This is a genomic window from Microcoleus sp. A6-C6 (assembly GCF_036705955.1).
Lineage (GTDB): Bacteria > Cyanobacteriota > Cyanobacteriia > Cyanobacteriales > Microcoleaceae > Microcoleus.
In genome coordinates this window covers 36637-61386 of sequence record NZ_JAUBVR010000007.1, presented here as the reverse complement: position 1 = coordinate 61386, position 24750 = coordinate 36637, and the positions used below count along the sequence as shown (strand labels likewise).

The following is a 24750-nucleotide window of genomic DNA, read 5'->3' as shown; positions in this document are numbered from 1 at the left end:
TCTCTGCGCTCTCTGCGGTTAATAATACTCATTTAAACAAAAACCCCGCGCCGCACAGGGCATTGCCGTGTCTACAGATATCGCCTAGAATGTCGATCGCCCAAAAACTCCCAAACTTGCGCCGCAGCCCACTAAACTAGAAATAGCAAAACAAACAACAGCGATTATTTACTGCCTTTCCCCAACCATGAGTCAAACATTGGAAAACCTCACCGCCATCGATGACAACCTCTCCAAACGCCACATCGACCTCGATCCGGGCGGCTACTTCATCATTTACATCGATCGCGAAACCAGCCTAATTTGCGCCAAACACTTCACCAACATTATCGACGATCGCGGCCTCGCTGTCGATCCCGAAACCGGCAAACCCATCCCCGCCCGCGGCAAGGTAGAACGCACCCAGTGCACACTTTTTAGCGGCAGAACCGCCAAAGAACTTTGCGTCAAAATCCTAGAAGAAACCCGCCCCAGCCCGCTGACAATGTTAGATCACGCGGCTTATCTGGGACGGGAATTTGTGCGGGCAGAAATGGCGTTGTTGAGCGATCGAGAATACGTTCAAGATTAGTCCAAGCGTCAACTGTCAACTGTCAACTGTCAACTGTCAACTGTTTAAGAAAAACCTTGATACCAGAAATAAGTCACCATTGGAATCACTGTCGCCAACACCAACAACACAACCACAATAACTGTGGCATTACCTTGGTCTGTTTCTTCAGCTTTCTTAAATGTGCCTTCAACTTGAATGTTATCAACAACTTCAGGCGGGCCCGGATCTGGTTCACCCGACATCACAGTCGCAATCCGTGAACTAGCTTCGGCAAATGCCTCGTTGTATTTATTACCTTCCCGCAGCGGTACTTGCACGGTTTCCCCAGCTACACTCTGGGCAATTTCGTCGCTTAGCAGGGACTTCACCCCTTCCCCGGTGCGAATTGCCGCGCTGTTGGTAACAGTGTCGAGAGCGAGTAAAATTTGATTAGTCTGGTCTTCTTTGGCGGGAAACCACTGTTCAAACAGTTGGTCGGTGAAAGTGGCAGTCGTTTCGCCGTAGTCTAAGCGGTGAATGGTGACAAACCGGACTTGTTTTCCTGTTTTTTGTTCTAGGGTGTCGAGCACACTGCTGATATTGCTTTCGCTGCTGCGGCTGAGTACGTCGCCTTTGTCAAACACCCAAGTTCGATCGCCCGCTGACAATACTGGCATTTCGTACACGCCCGTCGCCAATGCCGGCAATACCGCTATTTGGGATGCGATCAGGACGATCGCGATCGCCACCGCCAAAGGTTGGAGATAATTTCTCCAGTTAAATAATTGCTTCAGGAGTCTAGTCATGAGGTTAACCGTAAAACTGACTTTTTTCCAAAAATACTATATAAACCCCCGTAAAATTCATTTTACACGGGGCAATATTTACAATTAGGCCGCCAGTGGAACTCCTCACCCGATTATTTTACCAGAAAAAAATGGTTTAAAGCCGGAACCCTTGTAGGGAGAAATTAAAAGCAGACTATTCATTAATCCAATCCTCTTACTTCCAGGTAGAGGTCGCTGTCAACTGTCAACTGTCAACTGAATGAAGATTTTAACTATGGAACCAGCAGACACTTATAAAGGTTGGATTATTCAATCCCAGAAAGTATTCTACGTCGAGGTTTGGGATGGCCGCGGCAACCGCCACGTCGCCGTCCAAAATGCCAAAACCGAAGAGGAAGCTTTGGAATTGGCGAAAAAGTGGATTGACAATTATGAGTCAAAACCCGGAAGAATGCCGATCGACGTACCGCATCCTTTCGGAGATATGATCGATATGCCATTTTGAAGTCAGTTGGCAGTTGGCAGTAGTCAGTAGTCAGTAGTCATTAGTCATTAGTCAACAATTCCAAAATTCCCGCCTTATACTACTAAGAAACTCCTCGCAATTTCCGCGTATTTTCTACCAAACTGCGAGCAAATTCATCGAACCTTTCAGACAGTTTATCATCCAACAATTTACCGTCTGGACTAAAAGTTTTCCAAGCTTGTCCGATCGCAATTTGTTCGGGAATTACCCAAGCGTGCACCCATCTCAAAATAGTTCGCAAATCGTTAAGCGCGTTGCTGTTGACTTGCCCTCCCAAAACGCTAATCGCACCCGCAACTTTGCCGTCCAAATGCTCGAAAGTGAGTAAATCGAGGGCATTCTTGAGAGCACCGCTGACGCTACCGTGATACTCCGGCGTTGCTAGAATCAAAGCGTCGGCTTGCTTTACCGCATTCCGCAGCTTTTCCACATCGGGGTAATCGGAATAATCATTATCACCGTCGCAGAATGGTAGATTGAGCGATCGCAAATCCAATATTTCAACTTCCGCGCCCAGTACCTGCGCCCGCTCAGCCGCTACCATCAGCGCCATCTGGCTGTAGGAGCCAGCCCGCAAACTTCCACCAATGCCGACTATCTTTACCATAGGACTTAAAAACAATAACAGAGCAAGTAAAGCGTACTCATTACGAGTATGATTAATATAACAAGGGCGATCGGCAAGTGTCAATCGATTTGAGATTTGAGATTTACGGAGGGGCCGAGAAACCGGGTTTTTGCCAAAATCCTTGGTGATAGCCGACAGATTTGGTAAAAAACCCGGTTTCTGAGTCGGAGTGCGTAAGTTCAGTGGAGGGGCCGAAAAACCGGGTTTTTGCCAAAATCCTTGGTAAAAAGCCCGGTTTCTGAGTCGCAGTGGGTTCAAAACCCGTCATCTTAAGCGGTCTCTTGATATCCCAGCGACAGATAAACCGATTCAACACCCGGCATCTTGTTAAAATAAATGAACGTAGCAAACCACAAGCGGTCAATCTTGGCAGTCTTCCACCTTGGGCAAAAAAGCAATATGAAAAATTCTTGGAAACACGCATGGCTGGGACATCTAGCTGTAAACAAAGACAAATCGAGCCAGCAGAATCCGAAAAAATCAATTCCAGGACGGAATATTTGGCGCATCCTGGGTAGTTTGGTGATTTCTCAAGGAATATTGCTCTCGACCCCGGTTTTTGCCGACAGCGCGCCAAACAACACCATGAGTTACAGCCAACTCATCGACAACATAGAAAAAGGACAAGTCAGTAAAGTCGAAATAGACGAAATTCAAAGAACTGCCAAAGTTAAGCTAAAAGATCAAAAAACCGATCAAGCCCAAATTGTTACTCTCTTCGACTACAACAACCGAGAACTCTACTCGCAAATCCGTGCCAAAAAGATTGACTTTGAAGTCAAACAAACAGCCGACAACGCCGCAGCAGTCAGTTTAGTAGTAAACTTGCTGGTAATTTTTGCAGTGTTGGCAGTGTTGATGGCTATCCTGCGTCGATCGACCCAATCGCAAGGAAATGCCATGAACTTCGGCAAATCCAGAGCCCGTTTCCAAATGGAAGCCAAAACCGGCGTGATGTTCGACGACGTAGCAGGGATCGAAGAAGCCAAAGAAGAACTGCAAGAAGTTGTAACTTTCCTCAAAAAACCCGAACGTTTCAACGCCATCGGCGCCAAAATTCCTAGAGGAGTTTTGTTAATCGGGCCTCCGGGAACAGGCAAAACAATGTTGGCAAAAGCCATCGCAGGGGAAGCAGCCGTTCCATTCTTCAGCATCTCCGGTTCCGAATTTGTGGAAATGTTCGTCGGAGTCGGCGCTTCCCGCGTCCGCGACTTGTTCAAAAAAGCTAAAGAAAATGCGCCCTGCATCGTCTTCATCGATGAAATAGACGCGGTAGGAAGGCAGCGCGGCGCTGGTATTGGTGGCGGAAATGACGAACGCGAACAAACTCTCAATCAGTTGCTGACAGAAATGGACGGCTTTGAGGGTAATAGCGGCGTGATTGTGATTGCTGCTACGAACCGCCCTGATGTGCTTGATACTGCCTTGTTGCGGCCCGGTAGGTTCGATCGACAAGTAACGGTAGATTTGCCCAGCTACAAAGGGCGTTTAGGGATTTTGGAAGTGCACGCGCGCAACAAAAAACTCGACGACGAAGTTGCCCTAGACATGATTGCCCGTCGCACTCCCGGCTTTTCCGGCGCTGATTTGGCAAACTTGCTCAACGAAGCAGCTATTCTCACCGCGAGGCGACGCAAAGACACGATTAGTAATTTAGAAGTTAATGATGCGATCGACCGAATCACGATCGGGCTGACGCTCAACCCATTGCTCGACAGCAAGAAAAAGTGGCTTGTAGCATACCACGAAATCGGACACGCCCTCGTATCAATCATGCTCAAAAATACCGACACGCTAGAAAAAGTAACGATCATTCCGCGTTCCGGCGGTATCGCAGGCTTTGCCAACTACGTGCTCGATGACGAAATGATCGACAGCGAAGGTTTGAGGAGTCGGGCGTGGCTGTTAAGCCGGATTACAGTAGCTTTGGGGGGACGGGCGGCAGAGGCAGAAATTTACGGCGATGCCGAAGTAACTCTCGGTGCCAGCAGCGATATCACAGAAGTTAGCAAGCTAGCGAGGCAGATGGTAACGCTTTACGGAATGTCGGATTTGGGGCCTGTGGCTTTGGAAAGTCCGAACAATGAGGTGTTTTTGGGCCGAGACTGGAATTCGCGATCGGATTATTCTGAAGCAATGGCAATTAAGATTGATCGGCAAGTCCGAGAAATCGCCATTCACTGCTACGAAGAAGCCCGCCGGATTATCCGCGAAAACCGCCATTTGGTAGACAAGCTGGTTGAAGTGCTCTTGGATGAAGAAACGATCGACGGTGATGAATTCCGCAAAATTGTCGATCGATACGCCGAGTTGACAAAAAAAGAGTCATTGGTCATTAGTCAGTAGTCATTAGTCATTGGTCAGTAGTCATTGGTAAGAGTGGGCATTGCGTAATACTTCTTCCCTCTGATTACTAACTAATGACCAATGCCCAATGCCCAATGCCCAATGCCCAATGCCCAATGCCCAATGCCCAATGCCCAATGCCCAATGCCCAATGCCCAATGACTAATTAAGACTGATTGGAATACATTTCGCGAAGTACCAAAGCCGGGTCTACCCAACGTCCGCCGTACTTCAATCCCCAATGCAGGTGAGGGCCGGTCGTGCGGCCGGTCATTCCCACTCTGGCAATTCTCGCACCAGCCGGCACAGTTTGACCCTGCCAAATTTGCATACCACCTTCGCGATCGGTATAATAACGCCCGCCGTTAGCTGTTTGCACCCTACCTTTGAGGTGACAGTAGATGTGCTCCCAATCTCCCGATCGCACTACCATACCAGTACCGCAGCGGCCATCTTCCCAAACTTCCACAATTTGCCCGCCCCACCAATTGCGGATGTAGCTACCTTCCGGGGCTGCCATGTCCAAACCGTAATGAAAATCCCCGCCGCGGGAGCCGAAGGGGGAAGTGTAGGCTTCAAAACTTTCGACGGGAAAAGAAGCTTCTTGCCACAAATTACCCGTAGCGACTCTGCTTGGTAAAGCTGACTGAGCCATGACTAACTGCTGCTGCAAATAAGGGCTGATCACCACGATACCGATCGAAAGAACTAACAGTAGTATGTGTCTAGCGCGAAAAAAGCGTTTTACGGATCTAGGGCTCGTAGAGTCTTGCACGATTTATTTAACTCCTGAAAGTTTAATGTATTTGCGAATCTGCGTTGTCTGTTGTGCCAATTCGCTGCAAGATTGCCTCGCGTGCTCTACCCACTAGCGAATCAGTTAACCAACGTGTATTTTACTCTATGCACAACTCGTGTCAAGGCTTCGGGTTAAATGCTGCGGGTAACGGAAAATTATTTGCCAGCGGAATGCCTGCTGCGGTTGAATTCGATCGAGCTTTTGTTTGACACTATACTTTAGTACGGGATTTTGGATGCAATCTGAAATCTCAAATTTATAAAACACATAAGCAATGCTTACTGAAATTTTCCCTTTTAGTTTTGCCATAGACGCAACTGCGATCGCCGGTGCGTCATTGTGGTCTTTAGCCCTGTACTGGGGCCTGTCGCCCATCACAGAATGGGTAATCCTGCAACTCAACCGCTGGATGAATTTTGCCGAAAGATCCCTCTACACATCCGAAGCCGAGTTTGAGAGAACCCGCCAAGCCAGAGAAGCTCAAAATGCCTTTTATGCTTCGCTGTTGAGCATTGTGCCCTTTTTGATTGCGGGCGGATTGTGCAATTGGGGCGTAGAATTTTCTCTCGGTACTGGTTGGGCGGTATCTATGGGGACGATCGCCTGTATTGGCGGCGGCGTCTACGAGCTCGGCCGCCGAGACGCTCAGTCTTAGGCGATTTGAGATTTTGGATTTTGGATTTTGGATCGAGATATTCGGGGATTCGCAGAGTTCTAGAATGGACGATCGTCTCACATCCAAAAGTCAAAATCTCAAATAGACTTGCATTCCCTCAATCTTTGATTGATAGGTCAACCACAGATCCTAGGCAGATTAACGATTCAGAACGTAGGTAGTTTCAAGAATAGCGAGGGCATGAATAATACACTTGGAGTCTAAAATTCATAAGATATTTCAACCGTAATTTGACTCAGGATGCTTGCCTAAAAGCCGCAGTTGCCGTTCTGTAGCGGTAGCGAGAATTTCGGGGTTGAATTGCCACGGCCAAGGCGAAAATTTCTGCGCGATATTGCGGTGGGAATAATGCACTTGCAGCATATAGCGACTACCATCGACGGTGGTATTTCTGCCGCCAGAGTGCCAAATTTCACTGCGGAAAAACAGCACATCTCCTGCTTTGCAGACAACTGGTTCTAACGAGTGTCCATTCCAAGTTTCTTCGCCGCGATCGGGTTTTCTACCCGATTTGTGACTACCAGGAATAATATAGGTAGGACAGAGGTCTTCTGTGATGTCGCTGAGATAGAAATGGGCTGTACAAATCCATACTGGCAGTTGAAAAGTGTGATCTGCAAACACGCTTTCGGGCAAGGGTACAAACACCTGATCGACGTGGACGCGCCAACCATCGTAACCGGGCCCACTTTTCCATGCAGTCATGCCGATAATGTGGCAATCGCTGCCCATCAATGCTTCTGCCAATTCAATGATACCAGGTCGATCGATATATGAAAGCCACAGGCGATCGCGATTAAACACGCATTTAAAATGTTTGTTCAATTCGCTCCAACTGCTACCATCGAGTCCGAAGGGTTGCAGGCGATCGAGTGCTTCCCGCGCCGCCACCATTTCCGACTCGCCGAGCACACCGGGAATCAGCGCAAAACCATCTTCATGTAACGCTGCTACCGCGCCCGCTGTATCGGAAAGATCGCAAGTTTTTTGCTGATAGCTGAAAACTTCGCTTAACGTGCTTGCGTTCATAATTCAAATTCGAGTAAAATTATTAACTGTTATTAAATTAACACTAATTCTGCTCGATATTTGCATACTCTGAAGTTATTGTAGGGTGCGTCAGTTATAAAATCTTTGCTAAACACAGATCAGTACATCAGTTTGTAGGGTGCGCATTGCGCACCGGCTGATCTTGTAGGATGCGCCGAAAAGCACGGGCTAGTCAACCAATGTTGGCGCGTTGGGTTTCCAAGTCAACTGGTGCGCAGTGCACACCCTACAAACTACAAAAGTTCGAGTCTAATTTGGGAATAAACCAAATGAAATATCAACCAGAACCAACATCATTAAGTCAAGCCCGCGCCACCTTTAAACAAATCTGGGGATACGACGACTTCCGAGCCCCCCAAGGAGAAATCGTTAGCAGTTTGTTGGCCGGAAAAGATACAATCATAATTATGCCAACTGGTGGCGGCAAATCAATCTGCTTTCAACTGCCAGCATTGTTACAAACAGGCTTAACTTTGGTGGTTTCGCCGTTAGTCGCACTAATGGAAAATCAAGTGCAAGAATTGCGCGATCGCAATTTGCCCGCTTCCCTCCTCCACAGTCAAATGCCCGCACAGCAGCGCCGCCAAACTTTGCAATTGCTGCAACAAAACAAGTTGAGATTGCTGTATTTGTCTCCCGAAACATTACTCAGCAAGCCTGTTTGGGAAATTATCAGTCAGCCCCACATCCAAATCAACGGTTTAATATTAGATGAAGCTCACTGTTTAGTGCAGTGGGGCGATACCTTTCGACCAGCTTACCGCCGTTTGGGAACAGTGCGACCGGCTTTGTTGAAAGCTAAACCGGAAGGTAGTAAAATTGCGATCGCAGCTTTCACCGCTACCGCCAACCCGGAAGCACAGAAAACAATCAAAAATGTCTTGCAACTGCACAAGCCGGAAGCATTTCTACTAAGTCCTTACCGTTCTAACTTGCACCTACAAGTGCAGACAGTCTGGACACCGAGGGGACGCAAGCAGCAGTTGTTAAATTTTATTAAATCTCGACCAAAACAAGCAGGTTTAGTCTACGTCCGCACGAGAAAAGATAGCGAAAATTTGGCTAATTTGTTGGAAGATGCAGGTTATAAAACCGCAGCCTATCATGCAGGTTTGAGTCCAGAATCGCGCCGAAACATAGAAACAGCTTGGCTAAATAACGATCTTAAATTTGTGATTTGTACCTGTGCTTTCGGGATGGGAATTAATAAGCCGGATGTGCGGTGGGTTGTTCACTTTCAAGCACCTTTGTTATTATCGGAATACATTCAGGAAATTGGTAGAGGCGGACGCGACGGCAAATCGGCGATCGCCCTGACGTTGATTAGTGAACCGACGGGTTTGCTTTATCCCGATGACAAACAAAGAGCACAATTTTTTGAAGATAAATTGCGATCGCAATACCGAGAAGCACAGCAGTTAGCCAAACAACTGCCAGTTAAAGGCGATGTAGATGCTGTGTCGCGGGAATTTCCCGAAAGCGCGATCGCCCTTTCCATCTTACACAGCAGCGGACAGTTGACATGGCAAGATCCTTTCAATTATGCGATCGACAAATCCGCACAGCAAAAAGTTGGCAAACAAAACTTTACCGCCGCCGCAGAAATGGCAAAATATCTCAAACATCGCCAGTGTAGATGGCAATTTTTGCTACAAGCTTTTGGCTTTACCAAGGAATCTCAATCTATGCGGTGCGGCCATTGCGATAATTGTCGCTAGAATTGACAATTTTACTTAAAGATGTTAGGATATAAAGAGCAGACGGCGGTTGAAACCGCGCCTACACAAACGATGTCCGCCTCCGCGGACTAAGAGAGGAGACGGCGGTTGAAACCGCGCCTACACAAACGATGTCCGCCTCCGCGGACTCAAGAGAGGATAAATGAAGAGGATAACGTAATTTGAATTGCCTTTGTCTTCAACCCGCGGAGGCGGGTTTTGTTTTTATAGGCGCGGTTTCAACCGCCGTCTTCTCTTCGTCTTCAACCCGCGCATCATCCGGGTTTTGTTTTTATAGACGCGGTTTCAATCGCCGTCTGATCTTTGCGTAATTCCTGCTTGATAAAATCGGAAAAAAACAGTAAAAATTAAATGATAGAAACAGAGACTGCGCCACAGATGTACACGGTAGAAAATACAGAGGAATTTAACCAAATTAATGCCACTCAGCGATTAGATATTTGGCTGTCAAACCAGATACCAGACTTATCCCGATCGCGCGTGCAAACCCTCATATCACAAGGCCACGTCAAAGTCAACGACCAAACCTGCACCTCGAAAAAAATCTCAGTCAAAACGGGCGATCGCATCCACCTCACCTTACCAGAAGCCCAGCCCACAAAATTAGAACCCCAAGCAATTCCCCTCGACATTCTCTACGAAGACGACAGCCTAATTATCATCAACAAACCAGCCGGATTAGTCGTCCACCCAGCCGCCGGACATCAAGACGGCACATTAGTCAACGCCCTCTTAGCCCACTGTCCCCTAGCAGAAATCGGCGGAGTTCAACGGCCCGGAATCGTCCACAGATTAGACAAAGATACAACAGGTGCGATCGCGATCGCCAAAACCGACATTGCCCACCAAAACCTGCAAGCCCAACTCAAAACTAAAACCGCCCGCCGCGAATATTTAGGCGTAGTTTACGGAGTTCCTAACGCCGAAAAAGGCACCATAGACCTACCCATCGGCCGACATCCCACAGACCGCAAAAAAATGGCAGTAGTATCAGAAGAGAAAGGTGGCCGCCCCTCAGTTACTCACTGGACAATCAAAGAAAGAATCGGCAACTATTGCCTAATCCACTATCAATTAGAAACCGGCCGTACCCATCAAATTCGCGTCCACACAGCCGAAATTAAACATCCGATTATCGGCGACCCGATGTACAGTTGCAACCGTTCCATCGGCGTAAATTTAACCGGACAAGCCCTCCACGCATGGCGGCTACAATTGCAGCATCCCTTAACCGGAGAGTTGATTGAGGCGATCGCACCTTTGCCCGATCAATTCAACACTCTGTTAAAAATATTGCGCCTGCGAGCTCACATTTGACTGTTGACAGTTGACTGTTGACAGCGACCTCTACCTGGAAGTAAGAGGATTGGATTAATGAATCGTCTGCTTTTAATTTCTCCCGATCAGGGAGAGGCTTTAAACCAATTCTTTCTGGTAACTGGGTATGAAGAATTAAAATTGGGAATTGATAACTACTGACTACTGACTACTAACTACTAACTACTGACTACTGACTACTAACTACTGACTACTGACTACTGACTACTAACTACTAACTACTGACTACTGACAAAAAATCAAGAGTCCTGAGTTTTGGATTCCAAGTTTAGTAAAAAAACTCAAACCTCAAAACTCAAGACTCAAAACTCTCTCAGCCTAAAAGCCGATCGATTAAATCCATAGCGCGACACAAATAATCGCACCAAGCAGTATCAATTAACGGCGAGGAACCATCGTGGCAATATTGATATTAGCCAGAGGCACGCGCTGCGGGGGAGTAGCAGGCAGAGGCATATTGCGCGCCATACCCAAATAGTTCGACGGATCGCCAGCCTTCGCTTGCTGCTCTTGAGGAACAAAACGGCGAACGCTTGTCTGCCAGATGATTTGCGGGAAGCCAAGCTGCGAGCGGTGGTACTCACCGTAGCGAGGCGTTTTCAAGTTGAAAGGAGTTTCTCCTCCAACTCGCTGAGGCAACACCCGGCGCTGTTGGTAAGGTACTGTATCGTATCCGAACTTGCCCAGGTACTCATCGCTATTGACCAACTCGTCAATAAAGCCTTGAGGCCCCTTATTTGCTACCACGATCGACCAAGCAATCTTTTCGCGATCGCTATACACATCCCGACCCAAAACGCGCTGCACGCACATTTCCACAAATCGGTAGTTGCTGTTAGTTTGGTAATTCCGCTCTAGGAAAGGAGCCGAAGTCGCCAAACCGCGAATAAAATCCCGCACCGTAATTTGGCCGAACTTGAGTTGCGACTCCAAAGACTTTTGGCGGTTGCTCTTGAGGATTTGGTGTTCGCTGTAAATCTGGCGATATGCAGCCCAAATCAAATTTTCCATGTCTCCAGACGAGAGCACATTTTCGGTTGTGAAAACTCTGGGCTGCTCATCGCCCCCTACTTCATAACCAGCGACGCGCTGGTTTTGGCTCTTAGGAGCGTAGTTTAACAAAGGAAGCGCCACGTTATAATCTCCGTTATCTCAAATTTCAGAAATAGCTGACACCGCTATCGGCCAGCGTAATGCTACAACTAGCCAACATACAGATTAGGGGATTCTCGCAGTCTAAATCTGATTTTCCTGAATTTTTGCAACAATCTGTAATATTTGTTGACTTTGAAGGAAGAGGGAAGAAGGAAGAAGTCATTAGTCATTAGTCATTAGTCATCAGTCATTAGTGCTGTCCCCCCGATCGAACGTCCAACGTCATCAGGAAGAGGGAAGAGGCAAGAAGTCATTAGTCATTAGTCATTAGTCATCAGTCATTAGTGCTGTCCCCCCGATCGAACATCCAACGTCATCAGGAAGAGGGAAGAACGAAGAAGGAAGAAGCCACTGATGCAGCAATAACGCTAGTTCCCAGGCAGAGCCTGGGAACGGGCCGATAACCGATGCTATGCCTCGTTAAACGGGAGGCAGAGCCTCCACAAGAGCATTCCCAGGCTCTGCCTGGGAACGAGCTTGCTAGCCTGAAAGCTGAAAAATTACCAGCCTAGGGCCGAGTAAAACTCGCTAGCAACCGGCTCCTTCTCCGCAGCCGGGGCCGCTGCATCCGAGTCTGGTTCCACGCGAACTTCGGTGCAAAAAGTCGAAGTGCTGAAACCGCCAAAGCGCTTTACCGCACTCGTCCGCATCCGCACGTTCGGATTGGCAAACCAAAAACGCTCGATCGAACTCATCGTCTCGTATTCCGTAATCAACAGCAGCGCATCCTCATCATCCATCTCAAAACGGCCGGCCACCGGCACAATTTCCGCATAGCCCCTTTCCCGCAACATCAAACCCTGCCGCGGATTCTCAGGATCTGGGACGATCGCGAACACAGTAGAGCCCTTATGATTCTCATCATCCTTATCCCACGCCATAGTGCCGTGCCAAGTCACAAAAGCCCCCCCAGCAGCCCGACTTGGATCGACTTCGTGCATCTGGCAAATCTCGGCCACTCTCGCGTCATCCGCACCTAGCGCCGTTACCTGAATATTTGAATCCCCAATCTCCGCTTGGCGGAAAGCGAGGTGGTGAGTGCTGCGCTGCGATCGCCATTCTCCAGCACTACTCTGAAAAAACTCCATTGCATCCATACAAAATAACTCCTTTGGCTTAGGCTTCCCGGTTTTTACCCTGTTTTATGATAAAGCTCCCCCCACTTAGATGTACTTTTGCGACACAAATTAGTCTCAAAATGTCTACTTTGGACATATTGTCAAGACAATGTTATGATAGTTTACAATGTAGGAGACACAACAAATCCTGCGAAACGTCATTTCGATCTATCTCGCATCGATCTCAGCAAACTGGAGGAGCGAATTATGGATATGCCTACAACCAGCCTCAGCATGGAACAGCAGTTTAAATTACAAGTGCTGCGCGAACAAGTTAAGAGCTTAAGCCAAGACCAAGCTCAGGAATACTTGCTCGAAGTGATGCGGCAAAATATGGTCAAAGAAAACTTGTTAAAGTATTGGATGAAAAAAATGTGAATGTTGCGATCGTCCACTATAATAGGCGCAACTTAGCTGTTGTGATAAATAAAACCCCGCACTTGCTATGCTAGTAGGTGTGGGGTTATATTTAGTGAGTCAGTTGGCAGTTTACAGTTGGCAGTTGGCAGTTGGCAGTTGATAGTTGGCAGTTGGCAGTTGATAGTTGGCAGTTGACATTTGAGAATGACCAATGACTAATGACCAATGACTAATGACTAATGACTAATGACTAATGCCCAATGACTAATGATTAATAATCAATGTTGCAATTAATCTTTGATACTTGTGTGCCCAGAGAGGAAATTTTATCAGGAGACTTGTCTCTAGATTTATTTGCAGCAAAATTGCGGTTGGTAGTTGAAGGAAATGCACCTCAAGTTTATCAAGATCCAAATACTTTCTTTGCTAATACCTTCGCCACAGACGGCATCAAAACCCTGATTCGTGAAGTTTTTGGCCGCTTGATGAAGCAAAGCGCCGGGGCTGGGGTGATTCGATTGGAAACGAGTTTTGGGGGCGGGAAAACTCACGATGAAATTGCACTCTGGCATATCTGCAAGCTAGGGCGAGAAATTCACGGATTGGAACGATTTACAGATATTAGCATTATTCCCGATCGCCCGATCGCCGTTGCAGCGATCGATGGTCGAGATTTAGACCCAGAACAAGGAGTATATCACGCTGACACTGGCCTGACAACCTATACTTTGTGGGGCGAAATTGCCTACCAAATTGGCGGAATTCAAGGTTATCAGTTAGTGCAAGGTAGCGACAAAAGCGGCGTCAGTCCCGGTACTTCTGTGCTAGAAAGGTTGACGGGCGGACAGCCGACTGTGATTATTTTAGATGAAATTGCGCGGTATTTGCGATCGGCAAAAGCGAAACAAATTGGCAGAAGCGATTTAGCTAAACAAGTTGTAGCTTTCCTGTTTTCCCTGATGGATTTGGCGGCGGCCTGCGATAATTTAGTATTGGTTTATTCCCTCGCTTCCGCAGCAGATACCTTTGCGGAAGAAACGGCAGAATTGCAAGAAACGATGCGGGCTTCGGCTAGACAAGAACGAGTTTTGAGTCCTTCTACAGATATCGAAATTTATAACATTGTCAAACAGCGCGTGTTTGCTAAAGTTAGCGAGGAAGCGGCCGAAAAAGCAGCATCGGAATATCTGGCGGCTTATCGGAATTGTCGGGTTAATTTGCCCGATGGGTGCAAAGATGCGTCATACTCAAAGGCGATCGCCCAAAGTTATCCATTTCACCCGGAATTGTTCAATCTGCTGACTAAAAAAATTGCTTCGATTCCCGAATTCCAAAAAACACGGGGGGCTTTGCGATTATTCGCGCAAGTCGTGCGGCATTTGTGGGAGGAAGAAGGAACAAGGAAGAAGGAAGCAGGAAGCAGGAAGAAGGAATCAGAATTTAGCGGGGACAATTCTGGAGTCAGAATTCAGAATCCTGAATCCTTTGTGCCCATGATTCATACGCATCATATTCCGGTGGGGATGGATAAGGAAATTACTAACGATCTTACCTCTCGGTTGCAACGATCGCCCTTGCGGAATGCGATCGGTGCGGATATCTACAATCCCGATGGTAGACCGGCTTACGCACAATTGCAAGACGCGGAATGGACAGCAGCCGGAAAACCGCCGTTTTCTACCTGGATAAGTAGAACCATATTTTTGCATTCTTTGACTCAGGGAAATTCTTCGGGGATTCGCCTCGCTGAGTTGAATTTGTCGCTGCTGACTCCGGGGGTTGATAGCGGTTTTGTCGATCGCGCTTTACAAACATTGACTAAGGTAGCATGGTATTTAGACTTCGATCCGGTAACATCTTTAGCCCGGTTCAAAGAAGAACCTTCGATTAACAAAATTATTACCGAAGAGAAAGAACAAGTCGGAGTTTTGTTAGCCAAAGAAGATTTGCGAATTCGCCGCGATAGCATTTTTGCCAAAAAATTCTTTACCTTAGTTTCTAATATCGAAAGTCCCGGAGATGTAGACGACAACCCGGAGGATGTGGCGCTGTGCGTACTTGACTTTGACGAAGCGACAGTGCGCGATTCTACCGACGCCGCCCCGGAATTAATCGATCGCATTTTTAACAATACTGGCGAGTCTGGGAAGTTTCGCACCTACCGCAATCGCTTGTTATTTTTGGTGGCAAATCAGCTAGAATTAGAAAGGGCGATCGATAATGCCAGAGAATATAAAGCTATTCAAAATATTCTCAAAAGTCAAAACCGCATGGAAGATTTATCGGGAAGCCAACAGAAGCAATTGAAGGAACGGGAAGGTGCGAAAAATTTAGCTGTTAGAGTGTCTCTGACAAACGCCTACCGCCATTTATTTTATCCTGCAAATGATGCGACTAAAGCACCGAAAGGATTGATGCACTACACTCTTCCCACCCAGGATTCGAGTACGGTAAAAGGCAACAATAACCAGCAAGATGTGATTCTCAAAGCCCTCAAAGATTGCGGCAAGATTCGCGCCCAAGAAGCTAAATCTTTCGCGCCGGCTTTTATCTTGCAAAAAGTTTGGCCAGGGGGGTTAGATAATTGGACTGTGAAGGCGCTGCGGGATGCTTTTGCTAAGGATTTGAGTTTGAATATTCTCCTAGATGCGGAAGTTACGATGCTGCGGGAGACGATTCGCGAAGGCTTGAAAATGGGCAATTGGGATATGAAAGTCGGGGAGAGACTATTTATCAAAACTGATGATACTACGCTGACGCCCCCGGAGACGATCGAGTTTAGCGATCGCGCCTCCCTGTACAGACGCGGCATTTTGCAACCTCCAGCGCCCAAAGAAGTGGAACTCAGCGCTCAATTGATGCCCAGTGCAGAAGCGGCAAAACCCGTGCGTGTCAAGTGGAAAGCCAAAGGATCACTGAGTGTTAGTTTGTATCAAGATAATAATTTAGTGCCGGGAAATTTCCGCCCTTCCGATGAGTGTGAAATAACCATTGTGAATAACACTATTTTTCGGGTGGTGGCAGATTACGGCAACGGGGAAACAGCAGAAAAAGCAACCAAAGTCAATCTAAATCCTCAAGTTTCTAGCCTGCGAGATGGTGGCACTTCTGTTTATGTTGTGGAAGGGCTACAGGGGACTTTGTGGGATGCGAAACCGTCGGTTATCGAACTCGACGGCACGGTGAATGTGGTTTTTGCTGGTTTGGGCGATCGCATTAGCGATCACAAAATTCAAGGCATCGAAATGCTAGAATTGTCTGTGAATCAAGTCATGGATTATCGCAAATTGGGAACAGCAATCGCCCTATTGCAAAGATGGCAGCCGGAAATCGACCAAACAGTAACAATTCAAACCAGCGATCAATTTGTGCGGTTAGAATATCAAGGGCAGATGCGGGGATTTCAAAGCTTTTTCTCGACTATCAACAGTTTGTTGAACAGTCCCGACGCAGAAGCAACTGTTAGTCTGAAACTCACCTTAGAATTCAAGCCAGTTGTGTCAGCAAATGCCTCGGATATTAGTAGTATAAAACAAGCACTCGATCGCAATCCAGTAGAAAGGTTGAGTTTAACGGCAAAAGTAGTATATTGAGGGGATAATCCAGATGATTCGGCGATTGAAATCGCTACTACACAAACGATGTCCGCCTCCGCGGACTAAGAAATAGAAATGTAGGGGCCGATTTTACCAAATGTCTACGCCTCAAATGAAAGGGGCATCCGTTATTCTTTAACCCGCGAAGGCGGGTTTTGTTTGTGTAGACGCGGTTTCAACCGCCGAGTCATAAAGGGGATATCCAACCAGGATTTGGTATTATGCAAGAATTTCAATTAAAAGTTATTTCCCTGGATCACAATAATTTCGCATTAGAATTGTACCAATGTGCGTACAAGAAAGCGGGTGAAAAAAAGCGTCCTGCGGCTAAACGATTGGGGCGACTCAAAGGAAATGCCCTGGTTTTGGCGAGACAAAAAATTTATGCAACTCTCAAGGCGAATAATTACGATCCAAAAACTTTATCTCAGCAGCGACAAACTCCCTATATTTTATCAGAAGAATCGGGGGTAAGTTTGGCGATTTTATTTCAATCGCTGCAACCTTTGTCAAAGGTAGATAGAATTGCAAATATTGCCGATGGGATTATGGCGATGAGTAATGAAGAAGCACATTATTGGTTTGGTAAAATTGCCAATGGTAATCGTTCAAATGCTTTGAAAGCCTTGCGAATTTTATTAGGAGATTGAAATCCTGTAGGGTGCGCATTGCGCACCGGTGCGCAGTGCGCACCCTACATATTGAAATTCGGTAGGGTGCGCATTGCGCACAAATTCTACAAAACGGCAACGAAAGATACGGCAATAAGAGGACACGGCAGTGCCGTTTCTACCACAAAATAATCGATTATTTGGTTGTAGCGCGCGGTCAGAAACGTACTCAGATTTGATATAATTAACTTCCAGGCATCTCTTGTAGGGGCGGTGCCCCCGTGCCCGCCCTCCCCACAACCACCAACCAAAAAATTATGCGCCCCCAACTATTTATCGAGAAAATCATGCCGGTGAATATGCTAAACCAGCAGGTTCATTACGAACACGGCGGCAATCCATTTAAAGGCTTGCACCGCTGGTATTCCCGCAAACCTTTATCATTTTCTCGCGCTTCCGTGTTGGCGTCGATTTTACCCGCAGATATCTCCTTACAAGAGTTTGAATATTTGCTCGGATTAGAACCGGGGAAGGAAATTAAACTCTACAAAACTCCGCCTTCTTCGGTGCGAATTCAAAAGGTTCACGACTATTGCGAGCAAGTTTGGGGGAATCGCACGCCGACGATTTTAGATGCGTTTGCGGGTGGGGGAAGCATTCCGTTTGAGGCGGCGCGGTACGGGTTGAATGTGTTGGCCTCGGATCTCAATCCGGTGGCGGTGGTGACGATGAAGGCTGCTATGGAATATCCGCTGAAATTTGGCCCGGATTTGCAGGAAGATATTGATAAATGGGTGAAATGGGTGGGGGATGAAGCTGAGAAAAGATTGGCTGAATTTTTCCCTTCTTTACCGGGGGAAACTGTGCAGAATTATTTGTGGGCTCATACGGTGGTTTGTCCGAGTTGTCAGTCTGTTGTGCCGCTGAGTCCGAATTGGTGGTTGAGTAAGACGAGTAATTATGCAGGTAAGAACCAAGCGAGAAAAGTTACGAGTGATTGGTATGCGGTGAAACCGATTCCTAACTTGGCACAGAAGCGGGTTGATTTTGAGTTGGTGAAGGGGAAGAAAGGCAAGGAATCGACGATTGAAACTGATGATGGGGAGTATGATCCGAGTGTTTATAACACTATTAGCAGAGGTGTGGGTAAATGTCTGAATTGTGGAAGTGTAATTGAAAATGACTATATTTGTTCGCCAAGTCAAAGCAGTAAACTAGGACATCAAATTTATGCAGTTGCTTATAAAAAAGGAAAAGGTAGTTTAGAGTTTACCACGCCCCGCGAATGTGATTTAGAAGGAGTCAGATTAGCAGAAAAAAAATTCGCGGAATTAATAAGCGATTGGGAAGCACTAGATTTAATCAGTCATGCACCAACTCCTACTAATCCTCAATATTCTATGATTCGGAATTATGGAATTGTTGAATGGAATCAATGTTTTAATCCCCGTCAACTTCTAACCCTTGTCACCTATGTAGAAATTATCAACGAAGCTAAGGTGTTGCTACAGGCTGAGTATGAATTGCAGAAAGTAGAGGCGATTATTACTTATCTAGTTTTAATATTGGATAGATGTGCTGATAAAAATTCGCGACTAAGCCGCATTAATCCGGCATTAGGAACAACTGAAGAGGCTTCATCTCAGCACGCACTTAATCTAATGTGGAATTATCCAGAGCCTTGCGGAAGATCATATTTGTGGTCTTCTTGCTCATACGGTTCTAATAACTACTTAAAACTTTGTCAACTATTCGGCACAAAACCCCACTCAACTGGCCTCCCCGGAATCGAACAACACGACCCAAAAACCATCCAAATCGATGCCGCATCCGCCGATAGCCTCTACCACATTCCCGACAATTCTGTCGATGTAATTGTCACCGATCCGCCTTATTATGGCACAATTCCTTATGCTGATATTTCCGACTTTTTCTACGTCTGGATGAAGCGCACATTAGGCGATATATTCCCAGATTTATTCTACACAGAACTCACCGACAAAGATCGAGAAGCCGTCGCCAACCCGTCGCGCTTCCGCAACATGGGCACATCCCCCGACGAACTCGCCAAACAAGATTACGAAGCAAAAATGGCCCTCGCCTTCACCGAATATTACCGAGTTTTGCGCGAAGACGGCGTGATGACAGTCCAATTCAACCACAAAGAATCGGGGGCGTGGGATGTACTCACAAAATCCCTCATCGATGCCGGTTTCGAGATTACCGCATCCTGGGCCGTCAGTACCGAAAATCCCCAAAACCTCCACCAAGCGCAAAAAAATTCAGTTTCCAGTACCGTCCTTTTAGTTTGCCGCAAGCGCGACCCCAACGCCACCCAAGCTTGGTGGGACGATTTGCGCCCAGAAGTCGCCAACCTCGTCGAACAACGTGCCCCGGAATTTGAAGCCAACGACATTAAAGGAATCGACCTTTATTTAAGCGCCTTTGGCCCGGCTTTAAATGTGTTCAGCCGTTCCTATCCCATCCTCAACAGCAGCGGCGAAGAAGTGCGCCCGGAAGCTGCATTTGCTGAAGCCAGAAAAGCCATTGCAAATTATCGTTTCCGCAAACTCGTACAAACAGATACAGCGGGATTTGACGCGCTGACTCAGTGGTATTTTCTCGCTTGGGATGCCTTCCGCGCCGTCGAATTCCCCTTCGATGAAGCGCGACAACTCGCCCTCGCCGTGGGTGGTTTCAATGTCGTTGATTTAGCAAAAACTTACAAACTAATCGACTCAGCCAGCGGTACTTGCAAACTTTTGACTCCGAAACAGCGACTGAAAAAGAATGCTTTCTCGGTCAATCCGCAAGAGTTTACGATGACCTATTTAGTCGATGGATTGCACGCAATTATCGCTTTGTATCAAGAGGATGGAGATATTCAAGTTGTGCGGGAGTTTATGAAGAAAGCTAATTTGATGGAGAATGATAATTTTATGCGGGCGATTGAGGTGGCGTTGAAAGTTATTCCGCATACTAAGGATGAGAAGAAGCGGATACCGGAGGAGAAGGCTTTGTCGGATTTATGGTTGGTGATGGATGAGATTAAGGCGAAGGTTGTTTATCAACAGATGGAGATTGAGTTTGAGGGGCAGTTGAGTTTAGATTTGAATGTAGGTGGTTGAAAGAATGAGAGAAGAGATCCCCCCCTAACCCCCCTTAATAAGGGGGGGGACAAGAGTTTAATTCAATTAGGGAAGAGATCCCCCCTAACCCCCCTTATTAAGGGGGGGACAAGAGTTTAATTCAAAGTCCCCCTTCTTAAGGGGGATTTAGGGGGATCGAAGATTGTGGCACATAACTAATAACTAATAACAAATTACTAATAACAATTATGCCGGATGTTTATGTTATCGGAGGTTGTAATGGTTCGGGAAAGACAACTACGGCGATGCAGTTGTTGCCGCATTTTCTCAATGTGTTTGAGTATGTCAATGCTGATGAAATAGCTGTTGGGCTTTCACCTTTCAATCCCGAATCTGTGGCGATTCAAGCGGGGCGATTGATGCTGCAACGGTTAGACTCGCTATTAAATGCCGGTGCTGATTTTGCTTTTGAGACAACTCTCGCCTCTCGCAATTATGTCCGGTTTTTGCGGAAGTGCAAAATAAAAGGTTATACTGTTAATTTAATTTATTTTTGGTTGCAAAGCCCGGAATTAGCGGTTTATCGGGTGCGGCGGCGGGTAGAAAGTGGGGGGCATAATATTCCTGAAGATGTGATTCGTCGTCGCTATGAAAGAGGGAGGAAAAATTTATTAGAATTGTATTTACCTTTAACTGATACTTGTATCGTTTACGATAATTCAACTTCTATCTCTGAAGTGGTGGCTAGTTATAATAGTGCAGCAGCCGATCCAATTGTTTATCGATCGGAAATCTGGAACCAAATTACTGGAGGTATCGATGAATCCTGAACAACCCGCCCTCTCACCTCTACATCAAAAAATTGATGCTGGTGTTAAAAAGGCGATCGCACAGGCGATCGAGAAACACCGCAAACTCGGACAATCAATTAGTATTTGGCAAGATGGAAAAGTGGTGACACTTTCTGCTGATCAGATTCCACCTCTTGAAGTTGTAGCCCAGCCCAGCCCAGTAACAAATAATAAATAATAAATAACAAATAACAAATAACAAATAACAAATAACAAATAACAAATAACGTGAATTTACAAGATTATCCCTGGCGGATTAGCTATTCTAGTAACGAAAATAACCCGATCGCAGATTTTTACATTCCTGCGCTAGAATGTGCTGTACAGTACGATCGCAAATCCGGCTTTTTCAACAGCGCCATCCTCAGTAAAGTAGCCCGCGGATTGGGCGCAATGCTGCACAATCAAGGGCGGATGCGCTTAATCATGGGCTGTCAATTCAGCCCGCAGGATTTGCAAGCTATCCAACAAGGTTACGCCCTGCGAGATGCAGTTACCATGCGCCTCGATACCGATTTACAGCCGCCCAAAACCTTCGCCCAACTCAAGCATTTTGAAGTCCTCAGTTGGCTGATTCAAAACTGTTATCTCGATATTAAAATTGCTATTCCCCTCAAGTCTGACGGTTTACCGGTAGATAGTGACAGTTTACTCGATCGCCAGCATATGTTTCACGAAAAAGTCGGCATTTTCACCGACAGCAAGGGCGCGCAATTAGCTTTTAGCGGTTCCAATAACGAATCCCTCAGCGGTTGGGAAAGCAACGTTGAATCTTTCCACGTTTATTGTGCCTGGGAAGGCGGCAGAGATGCGGAACGAGTTGGTGAGGAGATTTTTCGTTTTGAGCAGTTGTGGAACAATTTATCGCCAAATGTGTGCGTTTTTGAAGTGCCGGAAGCGGTGAAAAATAAGTTGCTAAGTTACGCGCCTAGTAGCAAGCCTGTGTGGAATCGGGAGGAAGGTTCGGCAGCGGATTTTGTAACGGATGGGGAAGGTTCGGCAGCGGATTTTGTAGCGGATTTAGCGGATGTAACGGATGTTGGGAGTCGGGATTTAGGAGGAGTTGGGGATTTTGAGTTATCTCAAGATTATGCTAAGTTTGAACCGCTTTTCAATTTGTACGCTTCGCCAAGTTGTCTCGATTATTGTTTGAAATCTATTCCGATTAAACCTTGGCCGCATCAGATTAAAATTCTGCGCCGAGTTGCTGCTAGTTTCCCGAAGAGTTTCCTAATTGCGGATGAAGTTGGCTTGGGGAAAACGATTGAAACTGGGTTAATTTTGCGTTACTTGCTTGTCAGCCAAAAAGTCAAACGTGTGTTAATTTTAGTACCAGCCAGCATTCAGCCGCAGTGGCATGAGGAATTGCGGGAAAAATTTAATTTGCACTTTTGGAGTTATACGAAAGGTGAACTTGTCCCCGCAGGTAATTCCCCAATAACTAATAACCCACAACCAATAACAAATCCTTGGAATTCCCAAAATCTGATTTTAGCATCATCTCATTTAGTCCGCCGAAGCGATCGCGCGCAAGAACTTTTAGCCGCGCAACCGTGGGATTTGGTGGTACTCGACGAAGCCCATCACGCCCGCCGTCAAAGTCCGCAAAACCGCAAGGAAACGCCGAACCGGTTGTTACAGCTAATGCAGCAGTTAAAGGAAAAAAGCCGATCGCTTTTATTATTATCCGCTACGCCGATGCAGATTGACGCGATCGAGGTTTTCGATTTATTGCACCTTCTCGGACTCCGGGGACATTGGTCTTATGGTGAAAATTTCTGCAATTATTTTAGCACATTGTCCGCAAAGCCCGATCGCCAGAATGTACGTTTTTGGCAGCAGATGTCTGTCGGTTACTTCCAGGAAGGAGGTTTGCCGTGCGATCGGTTGCAGCAATATTTACAAAAGTGCGATAAATTACTATATTATAAGTTGCGCGATGTCTGGGAAAAAAACCAGCGAGTCAACCCGCAACAAATCGCTGATGACGAAGCCTTCATCGCCGCCTCCCGCCAATATTTGACAGTGAATACTCCCCTCAAAGATTTGATGTTTCGCCACACCCGCGACACCTTACGCCAATACTATCAGCGGGGCTTGTTGGAACGAGATATTCCCCACCGCGAAGTCAGAGATAATGCGATTACCTTAGAAAACAACCGCGAAGTGCCGCTTTATCTCGCCGTCAGCAATTACGTCCGCCACTTTTACAATTTAGCGCAAAAAGACAACCGCAAGGCGTTAGGATTTTTGATGACTCTTTACCGCAAACGGCTGACAAGTTCGTTTTATGCCATCCGCGAATCCTTACAGCGCCGCCTCGAAGGGATTAGCATTACTGAGGATGATTTTCAGGATTTAGATGATGCGGATGATGTTATTTTGGAAGGTATGGAAGGTTATTTTGCGCCAGCAGACCCCGAAGAAATTAAATATTTAGTCGATTTGCTCGATCGGTTCGAGAATACCGGGGAAGATAGCAAGCTTTCCCACTTTATCACAATCTTGCGTCAAGAACTGAATGAGAGGGAAAGTGCGATCGTGTTCACGCAATACACCGACACGATGGATTATCTCAGAAGTGCTTTACAACAATTATATGGTGCTCAGATTGCTTGCTATTCCGGGCGCGGGGGAGAGTTGTACCAAAATGGGGAATGGCGAACTTTTCCGAAGGAACAAATCAAGGCCAAATTCCTTCAAGGAATCATCAAAATTTTACTTTGTACCGAGTCAGCTTCCGAAGGGCTAAATTTGCAAACCTGCGGGGTTTTAATCAATTATGATATGCCTTGGAATCCCATGCGGGTGGAACAGAGAATCGGCAGACTCGATCGCATCGGACAGATTTATGATACAGTCAGGATACACAATTTTTATTACGACGGCACTGTAGAGGCGAAGGTTTATAGGAAATTGCGCGATCGCATTGATGCTTTTCAAACCGTTGTCGGCAATTTGCAACCAATTCTCGCAACAGTTCCCACTTTCATCGAACAGGCCGTGATGAGTGCAGATCCCGAAGAAGAGGGTGTTTTGTTGCGAGAGTTCGATCGCATTTTAGACGCACCGCCGTTGCGTCTTGGACTTGATGAAATGGTAGCGATGGATGTAGAATCAGACTTGATAGAAATCCGTCAACCTTTGCCGCCAACTTCTCTGTCACCGGAAATTATCGAAAATTTGTTTGTCAACTCTGCGATTTTCCAGCAAATGGGTGCGAAATTTGACAAAAAGGGCGATAAAACTTTTCAACTGAGTTATAAAAACACCATAAATGCAATTACATTTTACCCAGATATTTACGAAGAAAATCCATCATTGCAGTTAATGAGTTTCGGGAATCCGCTATTTGAAGAAATGGTCGATCTATTCAGAAGAAAAGATAGAGGACACGGCAGTGCCGTTTCCCTACTACGATCCGATCGTACTTAATCAACATGGAATCTGCTGTAATTCTCATTCCTTAGTCCTCGACCGAGGACTTTACGTATGAGACAGGGACTTAAGTCCCTGTCGGACTATCGGATTAAGTCACTTAAAAAAAG

At 46.5% G+C, this 24750-nt stretch carries 19 protein-coding genes; 13 read left to right on the top strand and 6 right to left on the bottom strand.

The window, feature by feature from the left end; genetic code table 11:
• The first annotated feature begins 187 nt into the window (after positions 1-187).
• Entirely contained in the window at positions 188-571 is a 384-nt protein-coding gene (locus tag QUB52_RS05060; RefSeq protein WP_332972411.1) for a DUF4346 domain-containing protein, read from the top strand.
• A gap of 44 nt (positions 572-615) precedes the next feature.
• On the opposite strand, the gene psb32 is transcribed toward QUB52_RS05060, so the two are convergent.
• Positions 616-1338 carry a photosystem II repair protein Psb32 gene (gene psb32, locus QUB52_RS05055; RefSeq protein ID WP_265233806.1) on the bottom strand — a complete coding sequence of 241 codons (723 nt, stop codon included), beginning with the start codon at positions 1336-1338 and terminating at the stop codon, positions 616-618.
• Positions 1339-1594: 256 nt separating this feature from the next.
• Between psb32 and QUB52_RS05050 the strand changes: the two genes are divergently transcribed.
• Positions 1595-1825, top strand: a complete 231-nt coding sequence (locus tag QUB52_RS05050) for a hypothetical protein (RefSeq protein WP_265233805.1) — start codon at positions 1595-1597, stop codon at positions 1823-1825.
• An 82-nt stretch (positions 1826-1907) separates the two neighbouring features.
• Here QUB52_RS05050 and QUB52_RS05045 read toward each other — a convergent pair whose 3' ends face one another.
• A complete protein-coding gene (locus QUB52_RS05045; RefSeq protein ID WP_442923162.1) occupies positions 1908-2732 on the bottom strand; it encodes an NADPH-dependent FMN reductase in 825 nt (274 codons plus the stop codon).
• A 141-nt stretch (positions 2733-2873) separates the two neighbouring features.
• On the opposite strand from QUB52_RS05045, the gene ftsH reads away from it, so the two are divergent.
• The gene (gene ftsH / locus QUB52_RS05040; protein ID WP_332972410.1) at positions 2874-4820 is read left to right on the top strand and encodes an ATP-dependent zinc metalloprotease FtsH; all 1947 of its coding nucleotides are present in this window, start codon (positions 2874-2876) and stop codon (positions 4818-4820) included.
• Positions 4821-4986: 166 nt separating this feature from the next.
• Here ftsH and QUB52_RS05035 read toward each other — a convergent pair whose 3' ends face one another.
• Positions 4987-5595, bottom strand: coding sequence for a M23 family metallopeptidase (locus QUB52_RS05035; protein ID WP_265233802.1), 609 nt, complete (start codon positions 5593-5595; stop codon positions 4987-4989).
• A gap of 298 nt (positions 5596-5893) precedes the next feature.
• On the opposite strand from QUB52_RS05035, the gene QUB52_RS05030 reads away from it, so the two are divergent.
• A complete protein-coding gene (locus QUB52_RS05030; protein WP_265233801.1) occupies positions 5894-6274 on the top strand; it encodes a hypothetical protein in 381 nt (126 codons plus the stop codon).
• A gap of 240 nt (positions 6275-6514) precedes the next feature.
• Here QUB52_RS05030 and QUB52_RS05025 read toward each other — a convergent pair whose 3' ends face one another.
• Complete coding sequence (locus QUB52_RS05025; protein ID WP_332972409.1) at positions 6515-7324, bottom strand: phytanoyl-CoA dioxygenase family protein; 810 nt, start codon at positions 7322-7324, stop codon at positions 6515-6517.
• Between the two features lie 290 nt (positions 7325-7614).
• On the opposite strand from QUB52_RS05025, the gene QUB52_RS05020 reads away from it, so the two are divergent.
• Positions 7615-9063: a RecQ family ATP-dependent DNA helicase gene (locus QUB52_RS05020; protein ID WP_332972408.1), complete on the top strand. Its 1449-nt coding sequence runs from the start codon at positions 7615-7617 to the stop codon at positions 9061-9063.
• 399 nt (positions 9064-9462) lie between these two features.
• A complete protein-coding gene (locus QUB52_RS05015) occupies positions 9463-10401 on the top strand; it encodes an RluA family pseudouridine synthase (RefSeq protein ID WP_332972443.1) in 939 nt (312 codons plus the stop codon).
• A 399-nt stretch (positions 10402-10800) separates the two neighbouring features.
• Here the strand turns inward: QUB52_RS05015 and QUB52_RS05010 are convergent, their stop codons facing one another.
• Complete coding sequence (locus QUB52_RS05010; protein WP_265233795.1) at positions 10801-11556, bottom strand: phycobilisome rod-core linker polypeptide; 756 nt, start codon at positions 11554-11556, stop codon at positions 10801-10803.
• A gap of 521 nt (positions 11557-12077) precedes the next feature.
• Positions 12078-12674: a phycobiliprotein lyase gene (locus tag QUB52_RS05005; protein WP_332972407.1), complete on the bottom strand. Its 597-nt coding sequence runs from the start codon at positions 12672-12674 to the stop codon at positions 12078-12080.
• Between the two features lie 135 nt (positions 12675-12809).
• Here QUB52_RS05005 and QUB52_RS29210 point away from each other — a divergent pair, with 135 nt between their 5' ends.
• The 7 genes from QUB52_RS29210 (at position 12810) to QUB52_RS04970 (ending at position 24637) form a co-directional block, all read left to right on the top strand.
• On the top strand, positions 12810-13073 hold the full coding sequence (locus QUB52_RS29210) for an NblA/ycf18 family protein (protein ID WP_442923161.1): 264 nt from the start codon (positions 12810-12812) through the stop codon (positions 13071-13073).
• 263 nt (positions 13074-13336) lie between these two features.
• Positions 13337-16648, top strand: coding sequence for an ATP-binding protein (locus tag QUB52_RS04995; protein ID WP_332972406.1), 3312 nt, complete (start codon positions 13337-13339; stop codon positions 16646-16648).
• Between the two features lie 224 nt (positions 16649-16872).
• Positions 16873-17301 (top strand): DUF7680 family protein, encoded by a 429-nt coding sequence (locus tag QUB52_RS04990; protein WP_332972405.1) that lies wholly within the window; start codon positions 16873-16875, stop codon positions 17299-17301.
• 278 nt (positions 17302-17579) lie between these two features.
• Positions 17580-20390 (top strand): DUF1156 domain-containing protein, encoded by a 2811-nt coding sequence (locus QUB52_RS04985; protein ID WP_332972442.1) that lies wholly within the window; start codon positions 17580-17582, stop codon positions 20388-20390.
• Between the two features lie 209 nt (positions 20391-20599).
• Positions 20600-21181: a zeta toxin family protein gene (locus QUB52_RS04980; RefSeq protein WP_332972404.1), complete on the top strand. Its 582-nt coding sequence runs from the start codon at positions 20600-20602 to the stop codon at positions 21179-21181.
• Positions 21171-21380: a hypothetical protein gene (locus QUB52_RS04975; RefSeq protein WP_332972403.1), complete on the top strand. Its 210-nt coding sequence runs from the start codon at positions 21171-21173 to the stop codon at positions 21378-21380. Before QUB52_RS04980 ends, QUB52_RS04975 begins: the two co-directional genes overlap by 11 nt.
• A 50-nt stretch (positions 21381-21430) precedes the next feature.
• Complete coding sequence (locus tag QUB52_RS04970) at positions 21431-24637, top strand: helicase-related protein (RefSeq protein ID WP_332972402.1); 3207 nt, start codon at positions 21431-21433, stop codon at positions 24635-24637.
• Positions 24638-24750: the final 113 nt, after the last annotated feature.

What these genes read in the sequence shown, in the direction of transcription:
- QUB52_RS04985 (WP_332972442.1), top strand. Translation starts at nt 17,580, where the DNA reads ATGCGCCCCCAACTATTTATCGAGAAAATCATGCCGGTGAATATGCTA.
- QUB52_RS05005 (WP_332972407.1), bottom strand. Translation starts at nt 12,674, where the DNA reads ATGGATGCAATGGAGTTTTTTCAGAGTAGTGCTGGAGAATGGCGATCG.
- QUB52_RS05015 (WP_332972443.1), top strand. Translation starts at nt 9,463, where the DNA reads ATGTACACGGTAGAAAATACAGAGGAATTTAACCAAATTAATGCCACT.
- ftsH (WP_332972410.1), top strand. Translation starts at nt 2,874, where the DNA reads ATGAAAAATTCTTGGAAACACGCATGGCTGGGACATCTAGCTGTAAAC.
- QUB52_RS04990 (WP_332972405.1), top strand. Translation starts at nt 16,873, where the DNA reads ATGCAAGAATTTCAATTAAAAGTTATTTCCCTGGATCACAATAATTTC.
- QUB52_RS05050 (WP_265233805.1), top strand. Translation starts at nt 1,595, where the DNA reads ATGGAACCAGCAGACACTTATAAAGGTTGGATTATTCAATCCCAGAAA.
- QUB52_RS05060 (WP_332972411.1), top strand. Translation starts at nt 188, where the DNA reads ATGAGTCAAACATTGGAAAACCTCACCGCCATCGATGACAACCTCTCC.
- QUB52_RS05020 (WP_332972408.1), top strand. Translation starts at nt 7,615, where the DNA reads ATGAAATATCAACCAGAACCAACATCATTAAGTCAAGCCCGCGCCACC.
- QUB52_RS05030 (WP_265233801.1), top strand. Translation starts at nt 5,894, where the DNA reads ATGCTTACTGAAATTTTCCCTTTTAGTTTTGCCATAGACGCAACTGCG.
- QUB52_RS04975 (WP_332972403.1), top strand. Translation starts at nt 21,171, where the DNA reads ATGAATCCTGAACAACCCGCCCTCTCACCTCTACATCAAAAAATTGAT.
- QUB52_RS04980 (WP_332972404.1), top strand. Translation starts at nt 20,600, where the DNA reads ATGCCGGATGTTTATGTTATCGGAGGTTGTAATGGTTCGGGAAAGACA.
- QUB52_RS29210 (WP_442923161.1), top strand. Translation starts at nt 12,810, where the DNA reads ATGATAGTTTACAATGTAGGAGACACAACAAATCCTGCGAAACGTCAT.
- psb32 (WP_265233806.1), bottom strand. Translation starts at nt 1,338, where the DNA reads ATGACTAGACTCCTGAAGCAATTATTTAACTGGAGAAATTATCTCCAA.
- QUB52_RS05025 (WP_332972409.1), bottom strand. Translation starts at nt 7,324, where the DNA reads ATGAACGCAAGCACGTTAAGCGAAGTTTTCAGCTATCAGCAAAAAACT.
- QUB52_RS04995 (WP_332972406.1), top strand. Translation starts at nt 13,337, where the DNA reads ATGTTGCAATTAATCTTTGATACTTGTGTGCCCAGAGAGGAAATTTTA.